Below are 25,054 nucleotides of genomic sequence, written 5' to 3' on the forward strand. Positions count from 1 at the left end.
TCTGGTCTGGCCTCGACCCCCGCGGCGTCGACCCCCGGCGTCGTACTCAGGCCAGCGGCGTCCTACTCAGGCCAGCGGGTCGCCGGTGCCGTAGGGCCGCAGCCGCAGCGTACGAGCGTCGGCTCGCGCGAGATCGCCGGCCGCCGCGAGCAGGTCGTCGACGTTGTCGGTGCCCGCGCGCAGGTAACGACCGGACAGTGGGTCCAGCCGGCCCCTGGCCACCGCGACCACCAGGTCGGTGAACTCCTCCACGGGCGTCCACGAGGTCCGGTCGTCGTGCATCGCCATGGAGCGGGTCATGTCGGTCACCACGACGCCGGGTGCGAGGTCGAAGGCGGTGATGCCGGCGTCGGCTCCGGCGGCCACGATCGAACCGGTGAGCCGCAGCAGGCCGGTCTTGGCGACGCCGTACGCGGAGTAGATCGCGCTGTCGCGGACCGCGGCACCGGTGGTGACGTTGACGACCCGGCCGTGCCCGGCCTCGACCATGGCGGGGAGTACGGCACGACAGAAGAGGTACGGCCCGTGCAGGTCGGTCTCCACGACCGACCACCACTCGTCGGGGTCGGACTCCCACACCGGCACCTCGTCGGACTCGATCCGGCCGGCGTTGTTGACCAGCAGGTCGACCGGCCCGAGCTCGGAGGTGATCCGCTCGACGGCGTTGGTGACGTGGGCGGGCCGGGTGACGTCCGCGGCGGCCACCGCGGACGCCGGAGCGCCGGCCTCGAGGCAATCCTCGCGCACCTTCTCCAGCGGCTTCGCAGACCGCGCGGTCAGCCCCACCGCGAGCCCGGACCGGGCCAGCGCCAGCGCGACCTCCCGCCCGATCCCCCGGCTGGCTCCGGTGACCAGGGCGACGCGGCTCTCGGGTCGAGCGTTCTCGGGCATCGGGGTCCCTTCCGTCGTACGTGGTCAGGGTCTGCCGGTCGGCCCGTGCCAGGCCGGCCCTGCTCCGCTCAGGCCGCCAGGTCAGGCCGCCAGGCCGGACCTGCTCCGCTCAGGCCGCCAGGTCAGGCCGCCAGGCCGGCCCTGCTCCGCTCAGGCCGCCAGGTCAGGCGCCGCGCTGCACCGCTCCGGTACGCCGGGCGGCCTCGTCGACGGCGCCCTGCTTGGCAGCGCCCACCTCCGCCTCGGTGAGCGTGCGGTCGGGCGCCCGGAACCGCAGCGCGAACGCCAGCGACTTCGTACCCGCCGCGATCTGCTCACCGGTGTAGACGTCGAACAGCCGGACGGACTCGAGCAGCGGGCCCGCGCCCTCGCGCAGCGCGGCGGCGACCTCGGCGACCGGCACGGCGGCGTCCACCACCAGGGCGACGTCCTCCTTGGCCGGCGGGTAGGCGGAGATCGTCGGCGCGGTGACCGCGACCCGCTCTCCCGGCAGCCGGTCGATCTCCAGCTCCATCGCGGCTGCCCGGGCCGGCAGGCCGTAGGCCTCGGTGACCTTCGGGTGCAGCTCGCCCGCGTGGCCGACCAGCGTGTCATCGACGTACAGCGCGGCGCAGCGGCCGGGGTGCCAGGGTGCGTGGTCGTCCGCACGTACGGTCAGCTCGACCCCGGCGGCGAGGGCGACGGTGCGGGCGGCCTCGATCGCGTCGGCCCACCCGGCGGGGCGGGCAGGACCCCACCAGCCGGCCGGCGCGCGGTCGCCGGTGAGCACCACCGCTACCCTCCGGGGCTGGTCGGGCAGCGCGGCGTTCAGCGCGGCGAGCTGTTCGTCGGCCGGGCGGCGGTCGACCGGCAGCCGGGGAGCCGGGGGCGCGTCCGGACGCGGGCGGAACACCGCACCGAGTTCGAACAGAGCCAGGTCGGTCGTACCCCGGCCGACATTGCGCCGGGCGATCGCCAGCAGGCCGGGGAGCAGCGTGGTGCGCAGCAGCGGCTCCTCCTCCGACAGCGGGTTGGCCAGCGCCAGCGCCCGGCGGCGCGGGTCGTCGGCAGGCAGCCGCAGCCGGTCGAGGTCGGCCTCGCCCACGAACGGGTAGGCGAGCACCTCGACGTACCCCGCTCCGGCCAGCAGCCGGCCGATGGCGCGCCGCAGCCGCTGGTCGGCGCTCAGCCCCAGCCCGGGCGGCGCGACCGGGAGCACGCTCGGCACCGCGTCGTACCCCTCGAGGCGGATGACCTCCTCGGCGAAGTCGTTCGGGTCGGTGAGGTCCGGCCGCCACGACGGCGGCGTCACGAGCAGTTGCTCGCCCGCGACCTCGACCTCGCAGCCGACCTCGCGCAGCCGGCGCACGGTGGCCTCGGCGGGAATGGCGTAGCCGGCGACCCGCGCGGGGTGGTCGGCCGGCAGGGTGACCCGCGGAGGGGCGGGCGGTTCGCCCAGCAGGGTCGCCTCCTGCTCGACCTGCCCGCCGCCGACGGCGACCAGAAGCTCGGCCACCCGCTGCGCGGCGTACCCCTGAATCCCCGGCGCGACACCACGCTCGAAGCGCTTGGACGCCTCGCTGGACAGCCGGTGCCGCCGGGACGTGCGGGCCACCGCCACCGCGTCGAAGTGCGCGGCCTCGATCACCACGTCGCGGGTGTCCCCGGACAGTTCGGTGGTCGCGCCGCCCATCACCCCGGCCAGGCCGATCGGCCCGGAGTCGTCGGTGATCAGGAGGTCCTCGGGGTCGAGTTCGCGGGTCGCGCCGTCCAGGGTCTGCAGCTTCTCCCCCGGCTCGGCCCGGCGGACCACGATCGGCCCGGCCAGCCGGGACCGGTCGTAGCCGTGGATGGGCTGGCCGAGTTCGAGCATGACGTAGTTGGTGACGTCGACGGCCGCCGAGATCGGGCGCATTCCGGCGAGCTGCACCCGCCGGGCCAGCCAGCGCGGGCTGGGTGCCGCGGGGTCGAAGCCGCGTACGGTCACCGCCGCGAACACCGAACAGCCGGCGGGATCCTCGACCCGCACCGGGTAGCCGGCCTCGGAGGCACGTACCGACAGGTCGGTGCTCACCGGGTCGGAGAAGGCCACCCCGAACGCGGTCGCCGCCTCGCGGGCCACACCGCGGATCGACATGGTGTAGCCGCGGTCGGGGGTGACGGCGATGTCGAGCACGTCGTCGCGCAGGTGCAGGATCGGCGCGGCGTCGTCACCGGGTGCGCCCTCGGCCGGGTCGAGCACCATGATGCCGGCGTGGTCGTCGCCGACCCCGAGTTCGCTCGCCGAGCAGATCATTCCGTCGGAAACGTGGCCGTACGTCCTTCGCGCGGTGATGGTGAAGTCGCCCGGCAGCGTGGTGCCCGGAAGGGCCACCACCACCAGGTCGCCGGCCGCGAAGTTGCGCGCGCCGCAGACGATGCCGCGAGGTTCGCCCTCGCCGACGTCGACCTGGCACCAGCGGATCGTCTTGCCGTTCTTCTGCGGCTCCTCGGCGAACTCCAGGACCCGGCCCACCGTCAGCGGGCCCTGCACGTCGCCGCCGACCGGCTCGACGGACTCGACCTCCAGGCCGGCCCGGATCAGCGCGTCGGCGACCTCGCGGGCGCTCACCCCGGCGGGCAGGTCGACGTGCTCGCGCAGCCACGACATCGGGACCCGCATCAGATCTCCCCTCCGAACGGACGGGTGAACCGGACGTCACCCTCCACCATGTCGCGCATGTCCTCGATGCCGTTGCGGAACATCATCGTCCGCTCGATGCCCATGCCGAACGCGAAACCGGAGTAGCGCTCGGCGTCCACGCCGCAGGCGGTGAGCACCCGCGGGTTGACGACTCCGCAGCCGCCCCACTCGATCCAGCCCTCGCTGGAGCAGGTACGGCAGGGGCGGTCGGGGTTGCCGACCGACTCGCCCCGGCACACGAAGCACTGCAGGTCGAGCTCGGCACTCGGCTCGGTGAACGGGAAGTAGTACGGGCGCAGCCGGGTGGAAAGGCCCGGCCCGAACATCGCCTCGGCGAAGTGGTCGAGCGTGCCCTTCAGGTGCGCCATCGTGATGCCCTCGTCGACGACCAGACCCTCGACCTGGTGGAAGACCGGCGTGTGCGTGGCGTCGAGCTCGTCGGTGCGGTAGACCCGGCCCGGTGCCACGACGTAGATGGGCGGCTTGCGGGTGAGCATCGTCCGGGCCTGCGCCGGCGAGGTGTGCGTACGCAACACCAGCCCGCTCTCGGGCGGGTCGACGAAGAACGTGTCCATCGTGGTGCGGGCCGGGTGGTCCGGCGGGATGTTCAGGGCGTCGAAGTTGAGCCACTCCGCCTCGACCTCGGGGCCCTCGACGACCTCCCAGCCCATCGCCACGAACACGTCGGCGACGAACTCCTGGGTGGTGGTCAGCGGGTGCCGGGCGCCGCGCGGCTCGATGTCCCAGGGAACGGTGACGTCGACGGCCTCCTCGACCAGGATCCGCGCCTCGCGCTCCTCCTCGAGCTCGGCCTGGCGGGCCGACAGCGCCTCGTTGACCGCGCGCCGGGCAGCGCCGACCCGCATGCCGGCATCCTTGCGGGCCTGCGGGGGCAGGGCACCGATCTCCCGGTTGGCCAGGGCGAGCGGGCTGCGGTCGCCGGCGTGTGCGAGGCGGGCGGCGCGCAGCGCGTCCAGGTCGGTGGCAGCGGCGATCGCGGCGACCGCCTCGGCCCGCATCCGCTCCACCTCGTCGGCGTGCAGCGGCGTGACCTCGACCGGGTCGTAGTTGGTGTTCGGGCCCGACATCTTCCGCGGAGTTCCCCTCATCCAGTCGTACGCCGAGGTGGGTGTACGACCGGCAACCAGGCCGTACGCCCAGGAAAGTCTAGGGAGCGGCCTCGTCTCCGCCGCAACGGCAGCCGCCCGGCGCCCGCTGAGCCTGCGCGGACGCGTACAGGCAGACGGCGGCGGCGGTGGCGAGGTTGAGGCTCTCGGCCCGGCCGTACACCGGCACCCGCACCACCGCGTCGGCCAGCGCCCGGGTGGCCGGAGGAAGGCCCCACGCCTCGTTGCCGAAGATCCAGGCGGTCGGCCCGGACAACAGCCCGCGCTCACCTGCCTCGGTGAGGTCGATCTCGCCGGCGCCGTCGGCCGCGAGCACCGTCACCCCCGCCTCGCGGAGTCCGTCCACCCCCGCCGGGGCGGGCACGCCCACGGCGACCGGCAGGTGGAACAGGCTGCCCGCCGAGGCGCGCACGCACTTGGGGTTGTAGACGTCGACCGACGCGTCGGACAGGACGACCGCGTCGGCACCGGCGGCGTCCGCGCAGCGGAGGACCGTGCCGGCGTTGCCGGGGTCGCGGACCTGCGCCAGCATGGCGACCAGCCGGGGCCGGGCGGCCAGCACCTCGGCGTACGGCACGTCGACGAACCGGCAGACCGCCAGCACACCCTGAGGGGTGACCGTCTGCGCGAGCGAGTCGAACACCTCACCGGAGACCAGCCGGACCGGCACCTCGCGAGCCACGGCGGCCGCCACCACATCCGGGTTGCGTTCGGCCGCCGGTGAGGTGGCGAACAGCTCCTGGACCACTCCGGGCAGCGCCAGCGCCTCCGTCACCGCCTGCGGCCCCTCCGCCAGGAACTGGCGGCCGCGGGCCCGGAAGGCGCGCTTGACCAGGCGCCGAGCCGCCGTCACCCGAGTGGAGCGGGTGTCGGTGAGCTCGGGGCCTGTCAGGCGGGTGGAAAGCGACACGTTCGGTGTGGGGTGGGCTGTGGTGGGAGGTCGGCCCGGTGATCCGTGGACGACCGCCTCGCCGTCGTCAGGCCGCGGCCTCGGTTTCGGCCGGCAGCGCCTTGCGGGCGACCTCGACCAGCGCGGCGAACGCGGGGGCGTCGGTGACGGCCAGGTCGGCGAGGACCTTGCGGTCGACCTCGACCCCGGCGGCCTTCAGGCCCTGGATCAGGCGGTTGTAGGTGATGCCGTTCTGGCGGGCCGCGGCGTTGATCCGGGTGATCCACAGCCGGCGGAAGTCACCCTTGCGGGCGCGGCGGTCGCGGTAGGAGTAGACCAGCGAGTGGGTGACCTGCTCCTTCGCCTTGCGGTAGAGGCGCGATCGCTGGCCGCGGTACCCCTTGGCCTTCTCGAGGACCTCGCGACGCTTCTTGTGGGCGTTGACAGCCCGCTTCACGCGTGCCACTGGCGAACTCCTTGCTCAGACTGCCCCGCTGCGGAACGACCGGCGGGGGAAACTTCATCGGGACCTGGGACGGGTCCGCGTACGGACCGTGGTGGTGCGGTGGGACCGGGTGAGCCGGACTCGGAACGGTCGGCTCAGATCCCGAGCAGCCGCTTGACCTTCTTGGCGTCGGCCGGGGCGATCTCGCTCGGAGCGGCCAGGCGACGGGCACGCTTGGAGTTCTTCTTCTCCATGATGTGACCCCGGTTGGCCTTCTTGTGGATGAGCTTCCCGGACCCGGTGACACGGAAGCGCTTCTTGGCCCCGCTGTGGGTCTTCATCTTCGGCATAGTCGTCCCTTGGTTCGACGGTGCAGGGGCGCCTCGTGCACACCTGACAGCTGTCCTGGCGCTGCCCCGCGACGGGTCAGCACCGGTTCACACGTGCGGCGCCGCAGTCTGTCATGCGGTGCCACACGTCAATCACGGCAGACCGGCCGCCCGGACGGTTGCCCGTCCGAAGCGCCCGAACTGTCCGAGTAGCCGAGTCAGCCCTCGCCGCCGGGAGCCTTGCCGGCAGCCGCGGCGGGCTGGGTGCGTTCGGCCCGCTCGGCTTCCCGATCGGCCTCCCGCTCGGCGGCGCGTCGGGCCTTGTCGGCCTCGACGTCGGCGCGCGCCTCGGACTTACGCTTGTGGGGAGTCACGACCATGATCATGTTGCGGCCGTCCTGGCGCGGCTGGGACTCCACGAACCCGAGGTCGGCGATGTCCTCGGCCAGCCGCTGCAGCAACCGGAAGCCCAGCTCCGGGCGCGACTGCTCCCGGCCACGGAACATGATGGTGATCTTGACCTTGTCTCCTTGCCGGAGGAACCGGACGACGTGACCCTTCTTGGTGTCGTAGTCGTGCGGATCGATCTTCGGCCGGAGCTTCATTTCCTTGATGACCGTCTGGGCCTGGTTGCGTCGCGACTCCCGGGCCTTCTGCGCGGTCTCGTACTTGAACTTCCCAAAATCCATCAGCTTGCAGACCGGCGGACGGGCTGTCGGGGCAACCTCGACCAGGTCGAGGTCGGCTTCCTGAGCCAGCCGCAGCGCATCCTCGATGCGCACGATGCCGACCTGCTCGCCGTTCGGTCCTACGAGCCGGACCTCGGGAACCCTGATCCGCTCGTTGACGCGAAGCTCTGTGGCGATGGGACCCTCCTGTGGTGTGGTGCGACTTCTTCGTCAGGCACCGCCGGATGCGGGGCCTCCACGGTGGCCGCGGACGCGAAAAAGGCTCCCGCGTCTACCACTCGCGGAAGCCATCGATCCGGTACGCGACCTGACCCGCCGTGGGCGGGTGCGTCACGCTGGACGCCGAGGAAGATCCGGAGACCAGAACCTTCGGCGACCGGCCGGAACCCGACGACCTGACGATCGATGCGGGTGGGAGATGGACCTCCGCTTGTGACCCGGCCTGGTGAGCGTCCCACCTACCGGGTCGGCCATCGGCAACCCTACCAGGCCCGCGCACGTGCCGCCTACCGGCCGGTCCCTGCTCGGTACACCTGGTGAGCCGGCGACGGCAGGGCGTACCGCCGGAGGAAGTCCCACCCGATCGCGGCGGCGTCCAGGCGGCACCGCCCGCCCACCGGCCACACGTGGCCGCAGGGGTGCGTGCGGACCTCCACGACCGAGCCCGGCGCCCGGACCGCGATCGTGCCGCGAAGGTGCGATACGGGTGGAAAGGTCGCGTGCAGCCGGTCGACCCGACCGCCGTCGTACGGGACGACCGCGTCGGAGGTCCCGTGGATCTCCAGGTAGTGGATGGGCGCGCCGCCGCGGCACCGGCCGACCAGCGCACCGGCCACGCCGACCCCCGCGGCGAAGAGGCGCGGCCGCTCGCACAAGGCGTGCAGCGTCATCATCGCGCCGTTGGAGAACCCCGTGAGATACACCCGCCGGGGGTCGATCCCCGGCACCCGGCGGCGGACGTCGGCCACCACGTCGACGAGGTACTCCACGTCCTTCGCGTGGTGGGCGTTGCTCCAGCCGCAGCAACCCGCGGCGTTCCACGAGCGCCTGGCGCCGATGCCGTACGCCACCACGTATCCGCGCCGGACCGCCGTCGCCTGGAACTGCCCGAGGTACTCCATCCGGCGCCACGTGCCGCCGAAGGAGTGGAGCACGAGCAGCAGCGGACGGCGGGCGCCCGCGCGGGCGGGTGCCGGTGTGGGCAGGACGTACTCGCGGCCGCCGGCGAGCCGGACCTGACCGGGAAGCGCACCCGCGTGCCGGGCGCCGGGCGGCCCGGCGGTGGCCGGCGACGCGGGAGTCGCGCCGGGGGTCGGCGTCCTCACCCCGACCCCGGCGGAGGCGCCGGGTGTCGCGGCGGTCCGGTCGTGACCGTCGCCGAGGCCCGCACAACCGCCGAGAGCCGTCGCCGCCAGCGAGAGGACGCCGGCCACGAGGGCGGCCAGGCGTACGCGACGGCGACTCGGCATGGCGCGACCTTAACGGCTCAGACCGGACGAATGCGGCCGGACGGATGGCGCCGGACGAATGCGGCCGGACGAGGTGGGCGTACCCGAAACGCCTACGCTGCTCGCGTGCCGCCCTCCACTCCCCCGCTCCCGCCCGCGCGACCGCGGCCGCACTCGCCGGCCGCCGACGTGGTCACCGACGTGGCATCCGGCCTCGCCGCCGAGGTCGCCGCTCAGGTGCTGGCAGCGCCGCCACTGCTGGGGCCGGTCCGGCTGGTGTGCGTCGACGGTCCGGCGTGTTCGGGCAAGACGACCCTGGCCGCGAGATTGGCGGCGGCCCTGGGCGACGTGCCGACCGTGCACATGGACGACCTGTACGAGGGATGGGACGGCCTGCCCACAGTGGCCGCCAGGTTGAGTACGTGGCTGCTGGAACCGCTGCGCGGGGCACGGCCCGGACGGTACCGGCGCTACGACTGGCCGCGCGGTGAGTACGCCGAATGGCACGAGGTGCCGGTTGGTCCCGCCCTCGTGGTCGAGGGCGTCGGCTCGGCGAGCCGGGTGGTCGAAGGCCTGGCCACCTCGAAGCTGTGGGTGGAGGCACCCCAGGACGTCCGCCGCGCCCGGGCCGCCGCCCGCGACGCCGGGGCGTTCGAGCCGTACTGGGACGCGTGGGCCAGGGCCGAGCAGGCGCACTTCGCGGCGGAGGACACCCGGCGCCGCGCCGACCTTCGCGTCGACGGCGTTTCCGGCGCCTACGGCTGATCGCCGTCCGGGTCGCGGTCGGAGTCACGGTCGGAGTCACGGTCGGAGTCACGGTCGAGCGAGTCCAGCCAGGCGAGGACGTCGGCGGTGTGCTGCCCGAGCGTCGGCGGCGCAAGGTGCGTGTCCCGGCCACCCGCTCGGGGTTCGTCGTCCAGCCGGATCGGCGGCCCCGGCAGGTTGATCCGGCCCAGGGTGGCGTGGTCGACCTCGATCACCAGCCCCTGCGAACGCGTCTGCTCCCACTCGTACACCTGGTCGAGGGTCTTCACCTCGCCGGCGGGTACGCCGACGTCGGCCAGCCGCGGCAGCAGCCGGCTCACCGGCCAGGACGCGAACGCGGCCTCCACTGCGGCGACCACCTGGTCCATGGCGCCGACGCGTTCGGCGTTGGTGGCGAAGCCGGGCTCGTCCACGGGCAGTTCGAACGCCGCCGCGAACGTCCGCCACAACTGCTCGCTGCCGACCGAGATCTGCACCAGCCCGTCGGCCGCGTGGAACAGGCCGTACGGGCAGATGGAGGGATGGTGGTTGCCCTGCGCGCGCGGCACCTCGCCTGCGACGGTGTAGCGCGTCCCCTGGTAGGCGTGCACGCCGACCACGGCGGCCAGCAGGGAGGTGCGCACGACACGGCCGCGTCCGGTCCTGTGGCGTTCGTGCAGGGCGGCGACGACGCCGTACGCGCCGTACATCCCGGCCAGCAGGTCCGCGATCGGTACGCCGACCCGCACCGGCTCACCCGGCCGGGGCCCGGTCACCGACATCAGTCCGGCCTCGCCCTGGGCGATCTGGTCGTACCCCGCGCGGTTGCCCTCCGGTCCGTCGTGACCGAACCCGGTGATGGACAGCACCACCAGCCGCGGGTTGGCGGCGGTGACCGCCTCGACGGAGAAGCCGAGCCGGTCCAGCACACCGGGCCGGAAGTTCTCCACCAGGACGTCGGCGCGGGCGAGCAGCCGGCCCAGGTCACGCCGGCCCTTCTCGGACTTCAGGTCGAGAACGACGGACTCCTTGTTGCGGTTGCAGGACAGGAAGTACGTCGCCTCGGTCGCGCCGGGCGGTCCCACGAACGGCGGCCCCCACCCGCGTGAGTCGTCACCGCCGCCGGGGTGCTCGACCTTGACGACCCGCGCGCCCAGGTCACCCAGCATCATCGCCGCGTGCGGCCCGGCCAGTGCCCGGGACAGGTCGACGACCAGGACGCCGTCGAGCGGGCCGCTCACGACGCCGGCCCGCGGGAAAGCACTGCCGCGACGGGGTGTTGCGATCCGGGTTCGTCTGCCGTGCTGCACCTGCGGTACATCGGCGGCTCCTGTCTGCGGCGGATGCGGCGGGTCGCCGTCGTGGACGGGCTCGACCGGTCGTGTTTCCTGGCGACCGGCTTCGCGTTTCCGACCGGGCTCAGTCCGCAGCACATCATCGGGTGCACCTCGCACGAAGGAATTGGCACCATCTGGCCATTCCGTGTCCGGCATCCGATTCTTCAACCCTGGTTCGGGATTTGAGGCCGTCCGATCCAGGACTTCGCCCGGCCGGAGTCCGCCGCGACGTACGCCGTCGGGCTGGGCGACCTGCCCCGCCGCGACGACTACCGGGCCGTGCGGGCCGCGCTGGCCCGGGCGAGCTCCGCCGACCTGTTCGGCGTACTGCCGCAGGGGTCGGCCACCCAGCTCGGCTCGACCTGGCCCGGTGGCGTGGACCTGTCCACCGGCCAGTGGCAACAGCTCGCGCTCGGCCGGGCGTCAGGTGCGGTGACCGTTCTGGTGTCCCGCCGGTTCTATACGGTCCGGTCGGCCGACCTCATCCTGGTGGTCGACCGGGGCCGGATCGCCGAGGCGGGCACGCACGCGGACCTGATGAAGCGAGCCGGGCTGTACGCCGAGCTCTACGCCATGCAGGCAGCTCGCACGCCTGATCGTGCTGGACGCCGTGGGTCACCGCGTGCAGGTGAGGTCCAGACCCTCGCGGACCTCCCGGGCAAGGGCGTACGGATCGCCGGTCTTGAGCATGTGGGAGAAGTACAGCTGCGGGTGCTCGTCGGTCTCCTGGTTGTACAGGCAGCCGAGGTCCCAGTCGGTGTGCCGCATCCGGGAGACCACCGGCCCGATCTCGTGCGCGGTCATCGAGAAGTCGGGTGCGACGGCGGCGCGGCTGTCGTCGTCACCCAGCGGCTTGAACTGCACGTTGGTGGAGATGTTCGACTGCGGCGAGGCGAGGATGCCGCCGATCACGACGTGCCCGCCGCGCGGGACGGTCACCGTCACCACTCCCTCCTCCCCGACCTCCGCCTCGCCACCCAGGACGCGGGCGAGCCGGTCGGCGTCCAGCGGCGTGGTCGGGTTCTGCGGCTTGGTCTGCGGCAGCGGGGTGGAGGTGGCGTCCACGGTGTGGCGTACCGCTTGAGCCAACTCCAGCGCGCGCCCGACACCGCGCCAGTGGACGTACCAGATCTGCGGGTTCATCTCGTCGAAGTGCTGGTGGAACGCCTGGAACTCGAGGTCGTTGGCCAGGATCGCGTCGACGAAGCCCTTCACTTCCTCGACCTTCAGGGCGATGTCGCCGTTGAAGAACGCCCGACCGTGCCGCAGCGGCATGAAGGTCAGCGTGCCGTCGATCTGGAACGCCGGGGTGAACGTCACACCTTCTGGTCCCTCGACGTCGCCGATGTCCTGGCCTCCTGCCGTCGGCTGGTACACCCGCCACCTACCCACGCCCTTTTCATGATCACCCGCTCCCCTGCCCTCACAGGGACTCCACAGGGACCCCCTTGTCGGACACGAAAGTTCCATCCCGGGGAAGCCGAACCGTGACCAGGAGACCGCCGGCAGGACGGGCTGTGAGGTCGAGGGTCCCGTCGTGTGCTCGGACGATGCTGTGCACAATCGCCAGCCCGAGGCCGACGCCGGTGTGCTCGTCGGTGCGGATGCGTTCCGTTCCGCGTTGGAAGGGTTCGACCAGAGTCGGTACCAGCTCCGACGGGATTCGCCGGCCGGTGTTCTCGACTCGCAGGACGCTCGCGTCGTGCCGGGATTCGGTGTGCACCGACACGGTCCCGCCGGCGGGGAGGTTGTGCACGATCGCGTTGTGCACGAGGTTCGCGGTCAGCTGCAGCAGAAGTGCTGGTGAGCCGACAGCGGGCGTGATGCCGCCGGAGGTCTCGACCGTGATGCCGTGCTTCTCCGCCATCGGCAGCAGCGTCTCGGTGGCCTCCTCGGCCAGCAGGGACAGGTCGAGGTGTTCGCGGGTGAACGTCCGCTGGTCCGCCCGGCTCAGCAGGAGCAGCGCTTCGGTCAGGTCGATCGCGCGCGTGTTGACGGCCTGGAGGATGCGGAGAAGTTCGCCGGTGTCGCGGTTCGGGTCGTTGCGGGCCACTTCGAGAAGGGTCTGGGTGATCGCCAGCGGGGTGCGCAGCTCGTGGGAGGCGTTGGCCGCGAATCTCTTCTGCTCTTCGACGTGTGCCTCCAGTTGCGCGAGCATCGTGTCGAAGGCGTCGGCGAGTTCGCGGAACTCGTCGTTGCGGCCTTCCATGTGGATCCGGTGCGAAAGCGATCCGTTCGCTGCCCTGCGGGTGGCGCGGGTGATGCGGGTCAGGGGAGCGAGCATGCGGCCGGCGAGGATCCACCCGCCCAGGAGGCCGAACGCCAGCAGAAATCCCAGGGCCTGCAACGCCCGCGGAGCGAACGCGCGCTGGAGGTCTGAACGGTTGGGAACGTGCGGGCCCGGAAACCACAACGGGCCGTCGGGAACATAGCGCAGGAGGAAGACCCAGACGACGGCGAGCAGCAGGGCGCCGGCCACCATGAGAAAGCCGGCATAGCTGAGGGTGAGCCTGAGGCGCACGCTCAGACCCGGCGGCCTACCCACCGTCTGCTCCCTCACCTGCGGTGCCGGGTGCGGCGCCGGGCGCGGTGCCGGGCGCGGTGCCGGGCGCGGTGCCGGGCGCGGTGCCGGGCGCGGTCCCTGGTGGGCTGTCGGGTGCGGTGTCGATGCGGTAGCCCACGCCGGGCACGGTGGCGATCAGCCAGGGCTCGCCGAGCCGTTTGCGCAGAGCGGAGACGGTGATGCGGACGGCGTTGGTGAACGGGTCGGCGTTCTCGTCCCAGGCCCGCTCCAGCAGCTCCTCGGCACTGACCACACCGCCTTCCGCGCTGACGAGGACCTCGAGTACGGCGAACTGCTTGCGGGTGAGCGCGACATAGCGCCCGTCCCGGAAGACCTCCCGGCGGAACGGGTCCAACCGCAGGCCGGCGATCTCGCGGACCGGCGGCCGGGCGTGCGCACGCCTGCGGTCGAGCGCCCGCAGCCGCAGGACGAGCTCTCGAAGCTCGAACGGTTTGGTGAGGTAGTCGTCGGCGCCGAGCTCGAACCCCGAGGCCTTGTCGTCGATCCGGTCGGCGGCGGTCAGCATGAGGATCGGGATGCCGCTCCCGGAGGCGACGATTCGCCGGGCGACCTCGTCACCGGAGGGTCCGGGGATGTCGCGGTCGAGGACGGCGAGGTCGTAGGAGTTGGTCCCGAGCAGTTCCAGGGCGGTGTCTCCGTCCCCGGCGATGTCGGCGGCGATCGCCTCCAGCCGCAGACCGTCACGGACGGCCTCGGCCAGATAGGGCTCGTCCTCCACGACCAGCACACGCATACCCGAAGCCTAGGCACCCGGGCATATCGCCGGCATATGCGCACCGGCCTGCGCCCGTGCGACGCCGGTCCGAGGGCGGCGCGGCCGGGCCGGCGGGCCGGCACTGCGGGCAGGCGCGGGTGCTATGGGAAGGTTGCCCGGTTCACTGCCGCATCCGCGGGTCCTCGGTCGGGTCCGCGTACATCCGGGGACAACCGTCGCGGACGGCATCGGGACGCAGCTCGTAGTGCCAGGACTCGTTGGCGTAGATCTGGCACAGCCCGTAGGCGGCGCCGTGGTGGGACAGCCAGGCCGCGGCATCGAACGGGCCGATGTCGACCGCGTCACCCGACACATGGGCTGACGTCTGCGGAGTGGCCACCCATCGCGCCGCCGCCTCCTGCGAGCCGTACTCGGCGACAGCATCCTGCAGCAGTCGCTGCTGGTACTCGGGCGACCGCCAGCCGCTGTCGACCCGAAACCTGACGCCGTCGGCTTCGGCGTCCGTCGCCGCCCGGCGCAGGGCTTCGAGGAGCCCCGGGGCGAGCCTGCCCACCGCCGGTATCTCCCCGTCGAACACCGAGACCGCTGCCCCGTCGGGCACGACGCCGTCGTCCTCCCCCAGGCTGGTCTTCCCCTCGGCCGGGCGGTGCACTTCGCTGGTCGTCGTACTCGCGGCACCCGGCGGACGCGGCGACGGACTCGACGTACTCGACGTACTCGACGTACTCGATGGACTCGTGGTGATCGCCGGGGAGGACGCGGCCACGAGCGACCGCCGCATGAGGAACGCCGCGATCATCACACCGAGGATCGCCAGACCGACGAGGGCGATCCTGGGCGCGGGGTGGGTGGATGCTGCTCGTGAGGTGCGCTGATTCATGCGCCCCACTGAAGGCAAGAGGCCGTTGCGGGGGCGTACGCGATTCTCGATACGTCCGCGATACGCAGCAGGCCCCGGCAGTCAGGAACCTGCGCAAGCCCGCATTGACGGGGCATCGAAGCGGCATCGACGGGGCATCGAACGGGCGTCAAGGGGCCGTTGTCGGGGCACCGTCGGGGCACTGACGGGGCCCCGACGGGCCACCGACGGGCACCGCCGCCGGTGACCGGAGGGGCCGGGTGGACGAGCCGGCCTGTAAGCCGGATTCTGTGGTCGGCGGCCATCCATCTCGGGTCGCCGTTGCCGGCGACCTCCAGCGGCCTACCCGCAGGCTCGGGCGAGCAGCCCTCGAACGCCTGCGCGGGATCGGCACCCGAAAGTGCCGTCCCTTCTTGGCCTTGCTCCGGGTGGGGTTTACCTAGCCACCTGAGTCACCCCAGGTGCTGGTGGTCTCTTACACCACCGTTTCACCCTTACCCGCACCCCGGCTCGTCGAGCCGGGGCCGCTGGCGGTCTGTTTTCTGTGGCACTGTCCCGCGGGTCGCCCCGGGTGGGTGTTACCCACCACCCTGCTCTGCGGAGTCCGGACTTTCCTCGACGAACGTCGCGAGACGCTCGACGCGGCCGCCCGGCCGACTCGTCCGTGGTCAAGCCTAGAGCCTCACGCCAGTTCGAAGTGCACCCGTCGGCGGGTGACGTCGGCCTCGACCAGCCGGAGCTGGACCACCTCGCCCAACGGGAGCCGCTCCCCCGCCACGCTCGCCTCCACCGCGGGGTCACGCAACTGGACGGTGCCCTTGGCCGCGCGTTCGTCCACCTCGGTGATCACGCCGGTGAAGTGGCCGCCGACGTGGTCCTGCAGCAGGGCAGCCTCCACCAGGTCGACGAGTGCGCGTTCGTACTGGTGCGCGCGCCGGTCGGCCTCGGCCATCTCCTTCGGCACCACGGTCAGGCCGGCCCGAACCCAGTCGGGCACCTCCCGCTCGGCGCACAGCGCGATACACACCTCGGCGGCGTACCGGTCGACCAGCCGGCGCAGCGGGGCGGTGACGTGGGCGTACGCGGAGGCCAGGGCGGCGTGCAGCGGCTGGTCCGGTGCACCGCCCTCGAACGCCGTGTAGCCGGCACCGCGCAGGGTGACAGTGGAGGAGGCCAGCAGCGCCGCGTGGGAAGGCCGGTAGGGGTCGAGGGTACGGATGAAGTCGGCGTACGACGTCTCCTCCGGCCAGGGCACGGCGAGCGCCCGGGCCGATCGCCGCAGCCGGGCCAGGTCGCGCGGGTCGGCCGGCGGAAGCGTACGCAGGACGCCGACCCCGCCGGACAGCATCAGGTGGGCCGCGGCCATGCCGCACATCAGCGACATCTGGGCGTTCCAGCGCTCAACCGGCAGCGGTGCGCGCAGGACGAGCGTCCAGCCAGACCCGTCCTGGACCACCTCGCGGTCCGGGCTGGGCAGGTCGACGCCGCCGCGGTCGTGCTCGCGCTCCTCGCGCAGCCGGCCGACTTCGCGCAGCAGCAGCGCCTGCTCGTCGGCCCGGCCGTCGTCAAGTGCGCGTTGCACACCGGTGTAGGAAAGCTTGGCGCGACTGCGGATCACAGCCCGCCGTACGTCGACGCCGATGCCCTCCCCGTCGGCGGCCAGGTCCATCGTCCACAGCAGGGCCGGACGGTCGACCCCCGGCAACAGGCTCGCGGCGTCCTCGCAGAGCACCTCCGGGTGCAGCGGAATCCGCCGGTCCGGTGCGTAGAGCGTGACGCCGCGCCGGTGCGCCTCCTGGTCCACGGCGCCACCGGGGACGACGAACGCCGCCACGTCGGCGATGGCGTAGTGGACGCGGTAGCCGCCGCCGGGCCGGCGTTCCAGGTGGACGGCCTGGTCGAGGTCGCGGGAGTCGGCCGGGTCGATCGTCACGAACGGCAGTTCGGTGCGGTCGACGCGGCCGGACCCGGCCGGACGGGTGGTCGCGGCGGCCTCGCGGGCGGCGGCGCCGACGGCCTCGGGGAAGCCGTCGGGCAGGTCGAGTTCGGTACGGATCCGTCCAAACCCGGCGCGTACGTCGGCTCCGTCCGCCGCGGCGAGGCGAAGCTGGCGTCGGGGCACGCGCAAAGCTTCGGCGATCCGGCCCCCGGCCGCAACACGTCTTCTGCCGGGCCACCCGGCGCGAACCGGCGGACCGGCGGAGGGCCCGCGCCGCGGACCCCCCGAGCCTGGCGGCGAGGTGGCCCGGGGCGTGGTCACCTACGCTTCGGCCGTGAGGATGTCGGCGGCCACCGGGGCATGGTCGTGAACTGGCCCGAGGTGGTCGCGGTCCTGGCGCTGGCCGGCGTCCTGGCGTTCGCCGTCGTCCGGCCGCGGGACTACCCCGAGGCGGTCGCCGCCGTCCCGGCGGCCGTCCTGGTCGTCCTCACCGGCGGGCTGTCGGCGGCCGCGGCCTGGCACCAGATCCTCGATCTGGCGCCGGTGGTCGTGTTCCTGGTGGCGATCCTGGTGATCGCCGACGCCTGTGACGCCGAGGGCCTGTTCACCGCGCTCGGCGGGATCCTCACGACGACGTCGCGTGGGTCGCCGCGGCGGCTGCTCACCCAGGTGTTCGTGGTCGCCTCGCTCACCACGGCGGTGCTCAGCCTGGACGCCACGGTCGTACTCCTCACGCCCGTCGTGGTCGCGGCGGCCCTGCGGACGAGGGCGCCGGCCCGCCCGCACGTGTACGCGTGCACCCACCTCGCCAACAGCGCGTCGTTGCTGCTGCCGGTCTCCAACCTCACCAACCTGCTGGCGCTGGCGGCGTCCGGGCTGTCCTTCCTCGCCTTCGCCGGGCTGATGACCGCGCCGTGGCTGGTCGCGATCGCCGCGGAGTACGTCGTGTTCCGCCGCTTCTTCGCCGCCGACCTGCGCAGGGCGGGGGCGCAGACGCGGACTGGTGCGGCGGCCCGGGCGGCGGCCGATCCCGGGGGTCGGCCGGACCGGGTGTCGCTCCCGCGAGTGCCGCTGGTCGTGGTGGCTGTCGTACTCCTCGGCTTCGCCGTTGCCCAGCCGCTCGGGCTGGAGCCGGTGTGGTTCGCTGTCGCCGGTGCGGTCGTTCTCGCCGTACGGGGTCTGCGGAAGCGCTTGGTGTCGCCGCGCCGGGTGGGCCGGGCCGCCGGTCTGGACTTCGCGGTGTTCGTCCTCGGGCTCGGCGTCGTAGTCAGCGCGGTGGCTGCGGGCGGACTCGGCGACGCCGTGGGCGCGCTGCTGCCGAACGGAACGTCCTTGCCGGCCCTGCTGGGTGTGGCGGCCGTGGCGGCCCTGCTCGCCAACCTGGTGAACAACCTGCCCGCGGTGCTGTTGTTGCTGCCGCTGCTGGCCGGTGCCGGTCCGGGTCCGGTGCTCGCCGCCCTGATCGGGGTGAACGTCGGCCCGAACCTCACCTACGTCGGTTCGCTGGCGACCCTGCTGTGGCGGCGGACCCTGAGGCAGCGGGGCGTCGAGCCGGCGCTGCGGGACTTCCTGACCCTGGGAGTGGCGAGCGTTCCGCTCACGCTGGTGCTCGCGGTCGTGGCACTCTGGTGCTCACTCGTCGTCGCCGGGCTCTGAGCCTCACCGCGCGGGTCCCGGCTCTCGGTGGTCCCGGAAGGCAACCACGATGACCGTACTCGTCTGGGTGACCGAAGACACCTGGCCGGCCTGCGTGGCGGCCGCGCGGGAGTACGCCGGCCCGGCCGAGCCGGTCGTCCTCGCTCACGTCACCCCGGCCGAGCTCCACGGCGCGGCCGAAGGCGCGTTCGGCGCGCTCCTCGGCCGGCACCACCACGACCGGGACCCGGCCACCCGCATCGACGACCTGGCCGGGGAGAGCGCCCGCGAACTCCTCGCCGCCGCCGCGGAACGGATCGGGCCGCGCCCCGGTCCGATGCGTACGGTCGAACGCCAGGGCCGGGTCGAGCGCGAGGTGGTCGACCTGGCCGGCCAGGCCCGGCTGCTCGTCTGCGCGCGTACCGGCGACACCGACCGGCTCGGGCCGGGCAGCCTCGGGCACTCGACCAGGTTCGTCGTCGACCACGCGCCCTGTGCGGTGCTCCTGGTGTGGCCGGGCACCGCGCCCGACCTCTCCACCCTGCCGCCCCCACCCGGCCACGGGCACGGGCACGGCCACGGCCACGGCCACGGGCACGGGCACGGGCACGGGCATCCTCCCCGGCCCGAGGGCGAGGACTGAGGGCCGTTCACCTGCCGGCGGTCGGGCCCGTCATCGGACCTCCCCCTCGAGTACGTCACCGCGCCATGCCGCGATTCGCTCCGCGAACTCACCGTGTCCCTGCAGTACGTGCCGGCTGTACGCGTCTCGCTCGTGGGCCAGGACCGCCGCTTCCCACACGCACGGGGCGAGGCCCGACAGTGCCGGCCGGAGCCGGGTGATGTCGCCGGCCGGCCGACGAAGACGGCCAGGTCGGACATGTAGCCCTCGATCCACGTACTCACGAGGACGTACGTGGTAGGCATCGGCAAGCGCGAGCAACGCATCCGGATCGACGACACCCGAAGACTGCGTGGACAGGGTTCCGTCACGATCGGTCATGCCCCCATCCCGCATGTGCCTCACCAGCGCTACACGGCCCGAAGGCACGTTCGGTGTGAGCTCCTTGCCGCTCCCAGAGGATCGGTCCGCGCCGTGCCGCGGCGATTCGTCCGCGGAAGAATCAGCGTCACAGAGAGCCTTGCCGCGAGCGGCACCCGCTGGGCGCCGAAGGCGGAGCACTGACCTTGGCTGCCCAACCCAGCCTGGTGAGCGCGGAGACCGGCACCAACGAGGTGATCGGACCGTGAACGCATCAGCGGACCGAGCAGACGCGGCTAGCCGTGGATCGGCTCGCCGTCCTCGGGCACCTCCGCCGGCACGCCGAACGACCGCAGTGACGCGGCACCGTCGGCGAACCACGCCACCTCCGTGAGCGCGGCCGGGGGGAGTTCCATCCGGTACGCCGCCCGCGCCGGCACGTCGAGCGCCAGGCAGGTGAGCAGCTTGATCGGCGTCACGTGCGTGACCACCACGACGGTCTTGCCGCCGTAGGTCCGGATCAGCCGGTCGCGGGCGGCCCGCACCCGGATGAGGACCTGCTCGAACGACTCACCGCCCGGTGGCGCCACCGACGTGTCCGCCAGCCAGGCCTGGAGTTCGGCCGGCCACCGCTGCCCGACCTCGGCGAAGGTGAAACCGTCCCACTCGCCGAACGCGGTCTCGGCCAAGCCCGGCTCCACCTCGACGGGCAGGCCGAGGGTGGCCGCGACGACCTCGGCGGTCTGCCGCGTCCGGCGCAGCGGCGAACTCACCACCGCGGCGACGCCGAGCCGGTCGGCCAGGGAGCGTGCGGCCGCCGCGGCCTGGGCGCGGCCCCGCTCGGTGAGGGAAACGTCCTCCCCGCCGGACCCGCTGAACCTCTTGGCCTGCGAACGTTCGGTCTCCCCGTGCCGCAGCAACAACAACGTGGTCGCACCGCCGACCTCCGCACCCCACCCGCGAGCCGGCGCGGACGCCTCGGCCGGCGCGGTCTCCTCCGCGGGCCGGCCGGTCGGATCCGCCGCCACCGGCGTCGATGCCGAGGCGCCGACCTCCCACACCGGCGGGCCACCGTCCAGTACGGCGTTGAGCAGGGCGTCGGCGGTCTTGTTGCGTTCGCGCGGCACCCACGTCCACGTCGGGTTCGCCGGCACCAGCGCCCGGGCCTGCTCGGCCAACCGGCGCATGTCGGCGTGCTTGACCTTCCAACGGCCGGCCATCTGCTCGATGACCAGCTTGCTGTCCATCCGGATCTCGACGTGCGCGGCGGCGTCGAGCTCACGGGCCAGCCTCAGCCCGGCGATCAGGCCGTTGTACTCCGCGACGTTGTTGGTCGCGGTGCCGATGCGTTCCGCAGCGCGGGCGAGGACGTCGCCGGACTCCGCGTCGCGGACCACCGCGCCGTACGCCGCCCGGCCGGGGTTGCCGCGCGAACCACCGTCCGCCTCGACGACCAGCCGCCTGCCCGAGCCCGGCGAGCCTGCGGAAAGCCCCCGAGAGACGCCCTGGGAGGAGTGCTCGAACAACCGGTCAGACACCGGACTCCAGCGTGCGGATCAGGATCCGGCCGCACTCCTCACAGCTCAGCACGGCGTCGTCCGGCTTCGCCGCGATCTGGCCGAGGTACCGCGCGTCCAGCTCCATCCGGCAGCCCTCGCACCGGCGCTGCCGCAACGCCGCGGCGCCGACGCCTCCGTGCTGCGCGCGCCGCTTCTCGTAAAGCCTCAGCAGGTCGTCGGAGACCCCGGCCGCGGTGTCGGTGCGCTCGCGGCGCAGCCGGTCGACCTCGGCGTCGATCTCGGCGTACGCACGGTCACGGGCCTGGTCGACCTCGGCCAGCTTCGTACCCAGCTCGGTCTCCCGGGCGGACAGTTCCTGCTCGTGGGCGGTGGCCGCCTCGAGGCGTTCCATCACGTCCAGCTCGACGTCCTCCAGGTCGGACTGGCGGCGCTGCAGTGACTCGATCTCGCTCTGGAGGCTCTGCAGGTCGCGGGCCGAGCCGACCTGGCCGGACTGCAGCCGCTGTTCGTCGCGGGCCCGCCGGGTGCGCACCTGTTCCACGTCGGCTTCGGCCTTGCGCTGCTCGCGGGTGAGGTCGCTCACCTGCGCCTGGGCGGTCGCCAGCTCCGACGCGAGCTTGGCGCGCTCGGCCCGCAGGCGTTCGCCCTCGGACACCTCGGGAACCGTCCGCCGGCGGTGGGCCAGCTGGTCGAGCCGCAGGTCGAGTGCCTGGACGTCGAGCAGCCGCAACTGGATGAACGGGTCGGCGTTCAGAGGGTCCCTCCCTGGTCGGCGTGGCTCACCCACGGGTCAGTGCACGTCGTCGAGACGCGGGTCTCCACCGTAGTGCCCCGCTCGGCCAGCACGGCGCGGAGCCGGTCGGCGGCGTCGGCCAGCCAGGGCCACTCGCTGGCCCAGTGGGCGACGTCCAGCAGGGCCGGCGCGCCGGGATGCTCGGTTGCCTCCGAGGCCGGGTGGTGGCGCAGGTCGGCCGTGACGTAGGCGTCCGCGCCGAGGGCCCGCACCGTGTCGAGATAGGAGTCGCCCGCACCGCCGCAGACCGCGACCGTGGCCACCGGCCGCTCCGGGTCACCGGCCACGCGTACGCCGTGCGCGGTGGGCGGCAGGGCGCCGGCCACCCGGCGGCCGAACGCCGCCAGCGGCTCGGGTTCGAGCAGGACGCCCACCCGGCCGACACCGAGCCACGCAGTGTCGGGGCGGGGGTCGAGCGGCCGCAGGTCGCTCAGGCCGAGCGCGCCGGCCAGGGCGTCGGACACCCCGGGATCGGCGGCGTCGGCGTTGGTGTGGCAGACGTGCAGGCCGATGCCGGCGCGGATCAGCGAGTGAACCAGCCGGCCCTTCGGCGTCGTCGCCGGCACTCCGTGCACACCGCGCAGGAAGAGCGGGTGGTGCGTGACGATCAGGTCGGCCGGCCAGTCCAGCGCCTCCCGTGCCACCTCGGCCACCGGGTCGACGGCGAACAGGATCCGGCGCACCTCCGCGTCGGGGTCACCGCAGACCAGCCCCACCGCATCCCAGTCGGCGGCCCAGCGCGGGTCGTACAACCCATCGAGGACCTCCACCACCTGTGCGAGCGTCGCCACCCGGCAACCCTAGCGTCAGCCGCCGGCAGGCCCGGACCGGTCCGTCGGGCGGCCGGACACCTTCCCCAGATGCCGGTCCGCCGCGTCGGCGAACCGCGCCCAGTCGCCGTCGGTCATCGCGTGGCCGCCGGGCCGGATGTGATAGCCGACCCGGCTGGGTACGACGGGACGGTCCACCGACGGCTGCTCGGTGGCCGCGAGCCCTTCGGCGCCGAGCAGTTCGTAGACCGGCGAGGCGTACTTCGCGCCGAGGAACTCACCGTACGGGTCCGCCCAGGTGTCCTCCTCGGCGCTGGCGACGTACGCCGGGCGCGGGGCGACGAGCGCCACGAGCTCGTGCTGGTCGACCGGCAGCGTCTCCTCCCGGCCGGCATAGGCGGCGAACGCGGGACAGAACCAGTGCGGGAACCTGCTGGTGATCGCCTCGACCGTCTCCCCCACCCGGCGCCGGGACAGCGCGACGCCACCGCAGCCGGAGTTGTTCGACACCGCCATCGCGAACCGTTCGTCGAGCGCCGCGGCCCACATCGCCGCCTTGCCGAGCCTGGAGTGGCCGGCGACGATCACCCGGGCGGCGTCGACGCGGCGGTCCTCGCGCAGGTGGTCGAGGATGCGGGACAGCCCCCAGGCCCACGCGCCAAGCGCGCCCCACTCGTGCTCGCCGGGCCGGTTCTGGCCGGGCGCGTAGAAGAGCGGGTGTACGCCGTTGCCGAAGTCGTCCACGTCGGGGTCGAAGTCCTGGTAGCAGGCGGTGGCCACGCCGTACCCGCGGTCGACCAGCTCCGCCAGCGGCCACGGAGGCTGTACGGGTTCGGTGTGGTCGGCCGAGCCGTTCTCCACGACGTCGTTGCCGCGGAAGTTCAACGCCAGGAAGACGGGAGCGGGCGAGCCTGTCGACGCCGACGCCGGCAGGTACGTCAGTACGGTCGCGGCCACGGAGCCCTGGGAGCCCTGGGAGTCCGGTGCGCCGGCGGCACCGACGGCCGGACGGCGGAACGTCAGCCGCGTCTCCACCCGGGTCGCCCGCCCGTCCAGCGCGGCGTCCTCGGCGAGCACCTGCGCGCCGACCTCGACCGCGCCTTCCGGCGTACGTCCGTAGACGTGGCGCTCGAACGCCGCGAGCAGCTCCGGGCGGCGGCGCTCCCACCAGTCCGCCGGCGTCAGCACCGGCGCGCCATCCGCGCACACCAGCGGGTCGGGCAGCCCGCCGGGCACGGACAGCTCCGCCTCGGGCACGGCCAGCCGGCCGGCCGGAAGGCCGGCGCCGAGCTCAGCCTCTGCCCCGGTGCCGGTACCGCTGTCGGTGGAAGTCATCGCCGTCCCCTCAGGTTCGCAGCCGGAACAGGACCTCGCCCGCGTTCGGGACCACCAGGGTCTCCGGGTCACGGGCCCATTCCTCCGCGTCCACCGCGGCCGGGTCGAGATAGTCCAGGTTCAGCGCCCGGGTGCGCTGCTCGTCCAGCCCGGTGGCGAGGGTCACCGTGATCCGGCACCGCTCGCCGTGCTCGGGGTCGTAGCGCCCGGCGCCCCGGACATGGGTGGAGTGCGCGAGCACCGAGCGCGGCATGTCGGCGAACCGCTCCCACTGTTCGGTGAAGTAGTCGCGGCAGTGGTAGCCGATCTTCTCGATCAGCGTGCCGTGGGTACGGCTGACCTCGTGCACGTGCGGCGCGTACAGCACGACCTGGCCGCCGTCGGCGACCACCGGCTCGACCTTGTACATGCCCTTGGACGCGGTCCACAGCTCGTCGTAGCGCGGCGACACGAGGGACAGCACCCGGCGCACCGGCCGGTCGAGGTAGCGCACGTGCGTCTGCGCGGACACCTCCGCCGCGGCCGCCCACGCCTCCTCCGGCGTGCCGAACGCCAGCGCGTGCAGGTCCTTCGTACCGGACGCGACCACGACCGCGAGGCACAGCCGCTCTGCCGGGATCCGCGCGGCGGCCCGGTCGATCAGCGCCCGCACCGGCGTCAGGCCCGGCGTCCCGATGATCTCGACGTTGCTGATCAGGGCGCCCAGCCAGTGGGACAGGTCGATGATCTCCCGGCCGGCGACACCGGGGAAGAAGTACTTGTTGCCACCGGAGAAGCCGACCACCTCGTGCGGGAACACCGGCCCGAGCACGAGCACCACGTCGGAGTCGACGACGTGCCGGTTGATGCGTACCGTCACCGGCTCCTCGAACCTGCCCTCGGTCACCTCCGCCACCTCGGCCGCCGGAATGTCGCCCAGCGAGACCAGCGCCTCCGGTGTCCACCACTCGTGGTTGACCACGGTCGTGCCCGGATAGGTGCGTTCCAGCTCACCGGGCCGGTAGCCGAGGTGCGCGGCCAGCGCCTCCTCCGGCATCGCCGGGTGGGTGCCCAGCGCGACCAGCACGGTCAGCCGGCTGACCCGGCCGTGCACCGCCTCGTGTACGGCGCCGAGCAGCAGCGGCAGCGGGCAGCTGCGGGTGGAGTCGGGGACGACCACGCACAGGCTGCGTCCCTCCAACGGGACGCCGGCGAGGCGTTCGGCGACGAACGCCGCGGCCTGCTCGGCCGGAACCGTCGTGCCCGGCGCGTCGGTGCCGCCCGGTCCGCCGATGAGGTCAGCGCTCATGTGTACTCCCTGCGTTCGGTCCGCCGCCGCGGCTCGCCTGTGACCGGAGCGGCCCCGCACACCGCCGTCCTGC

The 25,054-nt window shown here is 73.2% G+C and carries 21 protein-coding genes, 1 other RNA gene and 1 pseudogene; 3 read left to right on the plus strand and 20 right to left on the minus strand.

All coding sequences use genetic code 11. From position 1 onward, the window contains the following. Positions 1-66 precede the first annotated feature (66 nt). The 8 genes from BLU27_RS21365 to BLU27_RS21400 form a co-directional block, all read right to left on the minus strand. Entirely contained in the window at positions 67-891 is an 825-nt protein-coding gene (locus BLU27_RS21365) for an SDR family NAD(P)-dependent oxidoreductase (RefSeq protein ID WP_092655454.1), read from the minus strand. A gap of 163 nt (positions 892-1,054) precedes the next feature. After that, on the minus strand, positions 1,055-3,532 hold the full coding sequence (pheT, locus tag BLU27_RS21370; protein ID WP_092655456.1) for a phenylalanine--tRNA ligase subunit beta: 2,478 nt from the start codon (positions 3,530-3,532) through the stop codon (positions 1,055-1,057). Beyond that, positions 3,532-4,641 carry a phenylalanine--tRNA ligase subunit alpha gene (pheS, locus tag BLU27_RS21375; protein ID WP_092655457.1) on the minus strand — a complete coding sequence of 370 codons (1,110 nt, stop codon included), beginning with the start codon at positions 4,639-4,641 and terminating at the stop codon, positions 3,532-3,534. The genes pheT and pheS overlap by 1 nt, the downstream gene beginning before the upstream one ends. A gap of 79 nt (positions 4,642-4,720) precedes the next feature. Continuing rightward, positions 4,721-5,590, minus strand: coding sequence for a TrmH family RNA methyltransferase (locus BLU27_RS21380; RefSeq protein ID WP_241827550.1), 870 nt, complete (start codon positions 5,588-5,590; stop codon positions 4,721-4,723). Positions 5,591-5,657: 67 nt separating this feature from the next. Next, positions 5,658-6,035: a 50S ribosomal protein L20 gene (gene rplT, locus BLU27_RS21385; protein ID WP_092655458.1), complete on the minus strand. Its 378-nt coding sequence runs from the start codon at positions 6,033-6,035 to the stop codon at positions 5,658-5,660. 134 nt (positions 6,036-6,169) lie between these two features. Beyond that, complete coding sequence (rpmI, locus tag BLU27_RS21390; RefSeq protein ID WP_092655460.1) at positions 6,170-6,364, minus strand: 50S ribosomal protein L35; 195 nt, start codon at positions 6,362-6,364, stop codon at positions 6,170-6,172. A 197-nt stretch (positions 6,365-6,561) separates the two neighbouring features. Next, entirely contained in the window at positions 6,562-7,209 is a 648-nt protein-coding gene (gene infC / locus BLU27_RS21395; protein WP_092655462.1) for a translation initiation factor IF-3, read from the minus strand. 329 nt (positions 7,210-7,538) lie between these two features. Then, positions 7,539-8,501, minus strand: a complete 963-nt coding sequence (locus tag BLU27_RS21400; RefSeq protein ID WP_092655464.1) for a CE1 family esterase — start codon at positions 8,499-8,501, stop codon at positions 7,539-7,541. Between the two features lie 105 nt (positions 8,502-8,606). Here BLU27_RS21400 and BLU27_RS21405 point away from each other — a divergent pair, with 105 nt between their 5' ends. After that, on the plus strand, positions 8,607-9,245 hold the full coding sequence (locus BLU27_RS21405) for a nucleoside/nucleotide kinase family protein (RefSeq protein WP_241827551.1): 639 nt from the start codon (positions 8,607-8,609) through the stop codon (positions 9,243-9,245). Here the strand turns inward: BLU27_RS21405 and BLU27_RS21410 are convergent. From BLU27_RS21410 to BLU27_RS21445, 7 genes and pseudogenes are all read right to left on the minus strand, one after another. Then, on the minus strand, positions 9,236-10,465 hold the full coding sequence (locus BLU27_RS21410; protein ID WP_092655466.1) for a CaiB/BaiF CoA transferase family protein: 1,230 nt from the start codon (positions 10,463-10,465) through the stop codon (positions 9,236-9,238). The genes BLU27_RS21405 and BLU27_RS21410 overlap by 10 nt on opposite strands. A gap of 711 nt (positions 10,466-11,176) precedes the next feature. Continuing rightward, a complete protein-coding gene (locus tag BLU27_RS21420; RefSeq protein ID WP_172805006.1) occupies positions 11,177-11,938 on the minus strand; it encodes a DUF1259 domain-containing protein in 762 nt (253 codons plus the stop codon). A 46-nt stretch (positions 11,939-11,984) separates the two neighbouring features. Further along, complete coding sequence (locus tag BLU27_RS21425) at positions 11,985-13,106, minus strand: sensor histidine kinase (RefSeq protein WP_092655471.1); 1,122 nt, start codon at positions 13,104-13,106, stop codon at positions 11,985-11,987. 82 nt (positions 13,107-13,188) lie between these two features. Continuing rightward, positions 13,189-13,878 (minus strand): annotated as a pseudogene (locus tag BLU27_RS21430) (response regulator transcription factor); the annotation flags it as partial. Positions 13,879-14,020: 142 nt separating this feature from the next. Next, complete coding sequence (locus tag BLU27_RS21435; protein WP_241827552.1) at positions 14,021-14,740, minus strand: M15 family metallopeptidase; 720 nt, start codon at positions 14,738-14,740, stop codon at positions 14,021-14,023. A gap of 240 nt (positions 14,741-14,980) precedes the next feature. Further along, an RNA gene (rnpB, locus tag BLU27_RS21440) (RNase P RNA component class A) lies at positions 14,981-15,380 on the minus strand. Between the two features lie 21 nt (positions 15,381-15,401). Further along, on the minus strand, positions 15,402-16,841 hold the full coding sequence (locus tag BLU27_RS21445) for an RNB domain-containing ribonuclease (RefSeq protein WP_092655475.1): 1,440 nt from the start codon (positions 16,839-16,841) through the stop codon (positions 15,402-15,404). A gap of 183 nt (positions 16,842-17,024) precedes the next feature. Here BLU27_RS21445 and BLU27_RS21450 point away from each other — a divergent pair, with 183 nt between their 5' ends. Both BLU27_RS21450 and BLU27_RS21455 read left to right on the plus strand, forming a co-directional pair. Next, entirely contained in the window at positions 17,025-18,314 is a 1,290-nt protein-coding gene (locus tag BLU27_RS21450; RefSeq protein WP_157728743.1) for an SLC13 family permease, read from the plus strand. 49 nt (positions 18,315-18,363) lie between these two features. Beyond that, on the plus strand, positions 18,364-18,936 hold the full coding sequence (locus BLU27_RS21455; protein WP_157728744.1) for a universal stress protein: 573 nt from the start codon (positions 18,364-18,366) through the stop codon (positions 18,934-18,936). Positions 18,937-19,571: 635 nt separating this feature from the next. Here the strand turns inward: BLU27_RS21455 and BLU27_RS21465 are convergent. From BLU27_RS21465 to BLU27_RS21485, 5 genes are read right to left on the minus strand one after another with little or no spacing between them, the layout of a single operon-like run. Beyond that, complete coding sequence (locus BLU27_RS21465) at positions 19,572-20,813, minus strand: bifunctional RNase H/acid phosphatase (protein ID WP_241827553.1); 1,242 nt, start codon at positions 20,811-20,813, stop codon at positions 19,572-19,574. Further along, a complete protein-coding gene (locus BLU27_RS21470) occupies positions 20,806-21,582 on the minus strand; it encodes a zinc ribbon domain-containing protein (protein ID WP_241827554.1) in 777 nt (258 codons plus the stop codon). Before BLU27_RS21470 ends, BLU27_RS21465 begins: the two co-directional genes overlap by 8 nt. Further along, on the minus strand, positions 21,546-22,379 hold the full coding sequence (locus BLU27_RS21475) for a Nif3-like dinuclear metal center hexameric protein (protein ID WP_092655479.1): 834 nt from the start codon (positions 22,377-22,379) through the stop codon (positions 21,546-21,548). The genes BLU27_RS21470 and BLU27_RS21475 overlap by 37 nt, the downstream gene beginning before the upstream one ends. A gap of 15 nt (positions 22,380-22,394) precedes the next feature. Beyond that, complete coding sequence (locus BLU27_RS21480; RefSeq protein ID WP_241827555.1) at positions 22,395-23,693, minus strand: alpha/beta hydrolase family protein; 1,299 nt, start codon at positions 23,691-23,693, stop codon at positions 22,395-22,397. 10 nt (positions 23,694-23,703) lie between these two features. Next, positions 23,704-24,981: a lactate racemase domain-containing protein gene (locus BLU27_RS21485; protein WP_092655481.1), complete on the minus strand. Its 1,278-nt coding sequence runs from the start codon at positions 24,979-24,981 to the stop codon at positions 23,704-23,706. Positions 24,982-25,054 lie beyond the last annotated feature (73 nt).

Origin of the sequence: Actinopolymorpha singaporensis (genome assembly GCF_900104745.1) — a bacterium.
Classification (GTDB): Bacteria; Actinomycetota; Actinomycetes; order Propionibacteriales; family Actinopolymorphaceae; genus Actinopolymorpha; species Actinopolymorpha singaporensis.

What these genes read in the sequence shown, in the direction of transcription:
- BLU27_RS21365 (WP_092655454.1), bottom strand. Translation starts at nt 891, where the DNA reads ATGCCCGAGAACGCTCGACCCGAGAGCCGCGTCGCCCTGGTCACCGGA.
- pheT (WP_092655456.1), bottom strand. Translation starts at nt 3,532, where the DNA reads ATGCGGGTCCCGATGTCGTGGCTGCGCGAGCACGTCGACCTGCCCGCC.
- pheS (WP_092655457.1), bottom strand. Translation starts at nt 4,641, where the DNA reads ATGTCGGGCCCGAACACCAACTACGACCCGGTCGAGGTCACGCCGCTG.
- rpmI (WP_092655460.1), bottom strand. Translation starts at nt 6,364, where the DNA reads ATGCCGAAGATGAAGACCCACAGCGGGGCCAAGAAGCGCTTCCGTGTC.
- BLU27_RS21400 (WP_092655464.1), bottom strand. Translation starts at nt 8,501, where the DNA reads ATGCCGAGTCGCCGTCGCGTACGCCTGGCCGCCCTCGTGGCCGGCGTC.
- BLU27_RS21435 (WP_241827552.1), bottom strand. Translation starts at nt 14,740, where the DNA reads ATGAATCAGCGCACCTCACGAGCAGCATCCACCCACCCCGCGCCCAGG.
- BLU27_RS21455 (WP_157728744.1), top strand. Translation starts at nt 18,364, where the DNA reads ATGACCGTACTCGTCTGGGTGACCGAAGACACCTGGCCGGCCTGCGTG.
- BLU27_RS21480 (WP_241827555.1), bottom strand. Translation starts at nt 23,693, where the DNA reads ATGACTTCCACCGACAGCGGTACCGGCACCGGGGCAGAGGCTGAGCTC.
- BLU27_RS21485 (WP_092655481.1), bottom strand. Translation starts at nt 24,981, where the DNA reads ATGAGCGCTGACCTCATCGGCGGACCGGGCGGCACCGACGCGCCGGGC.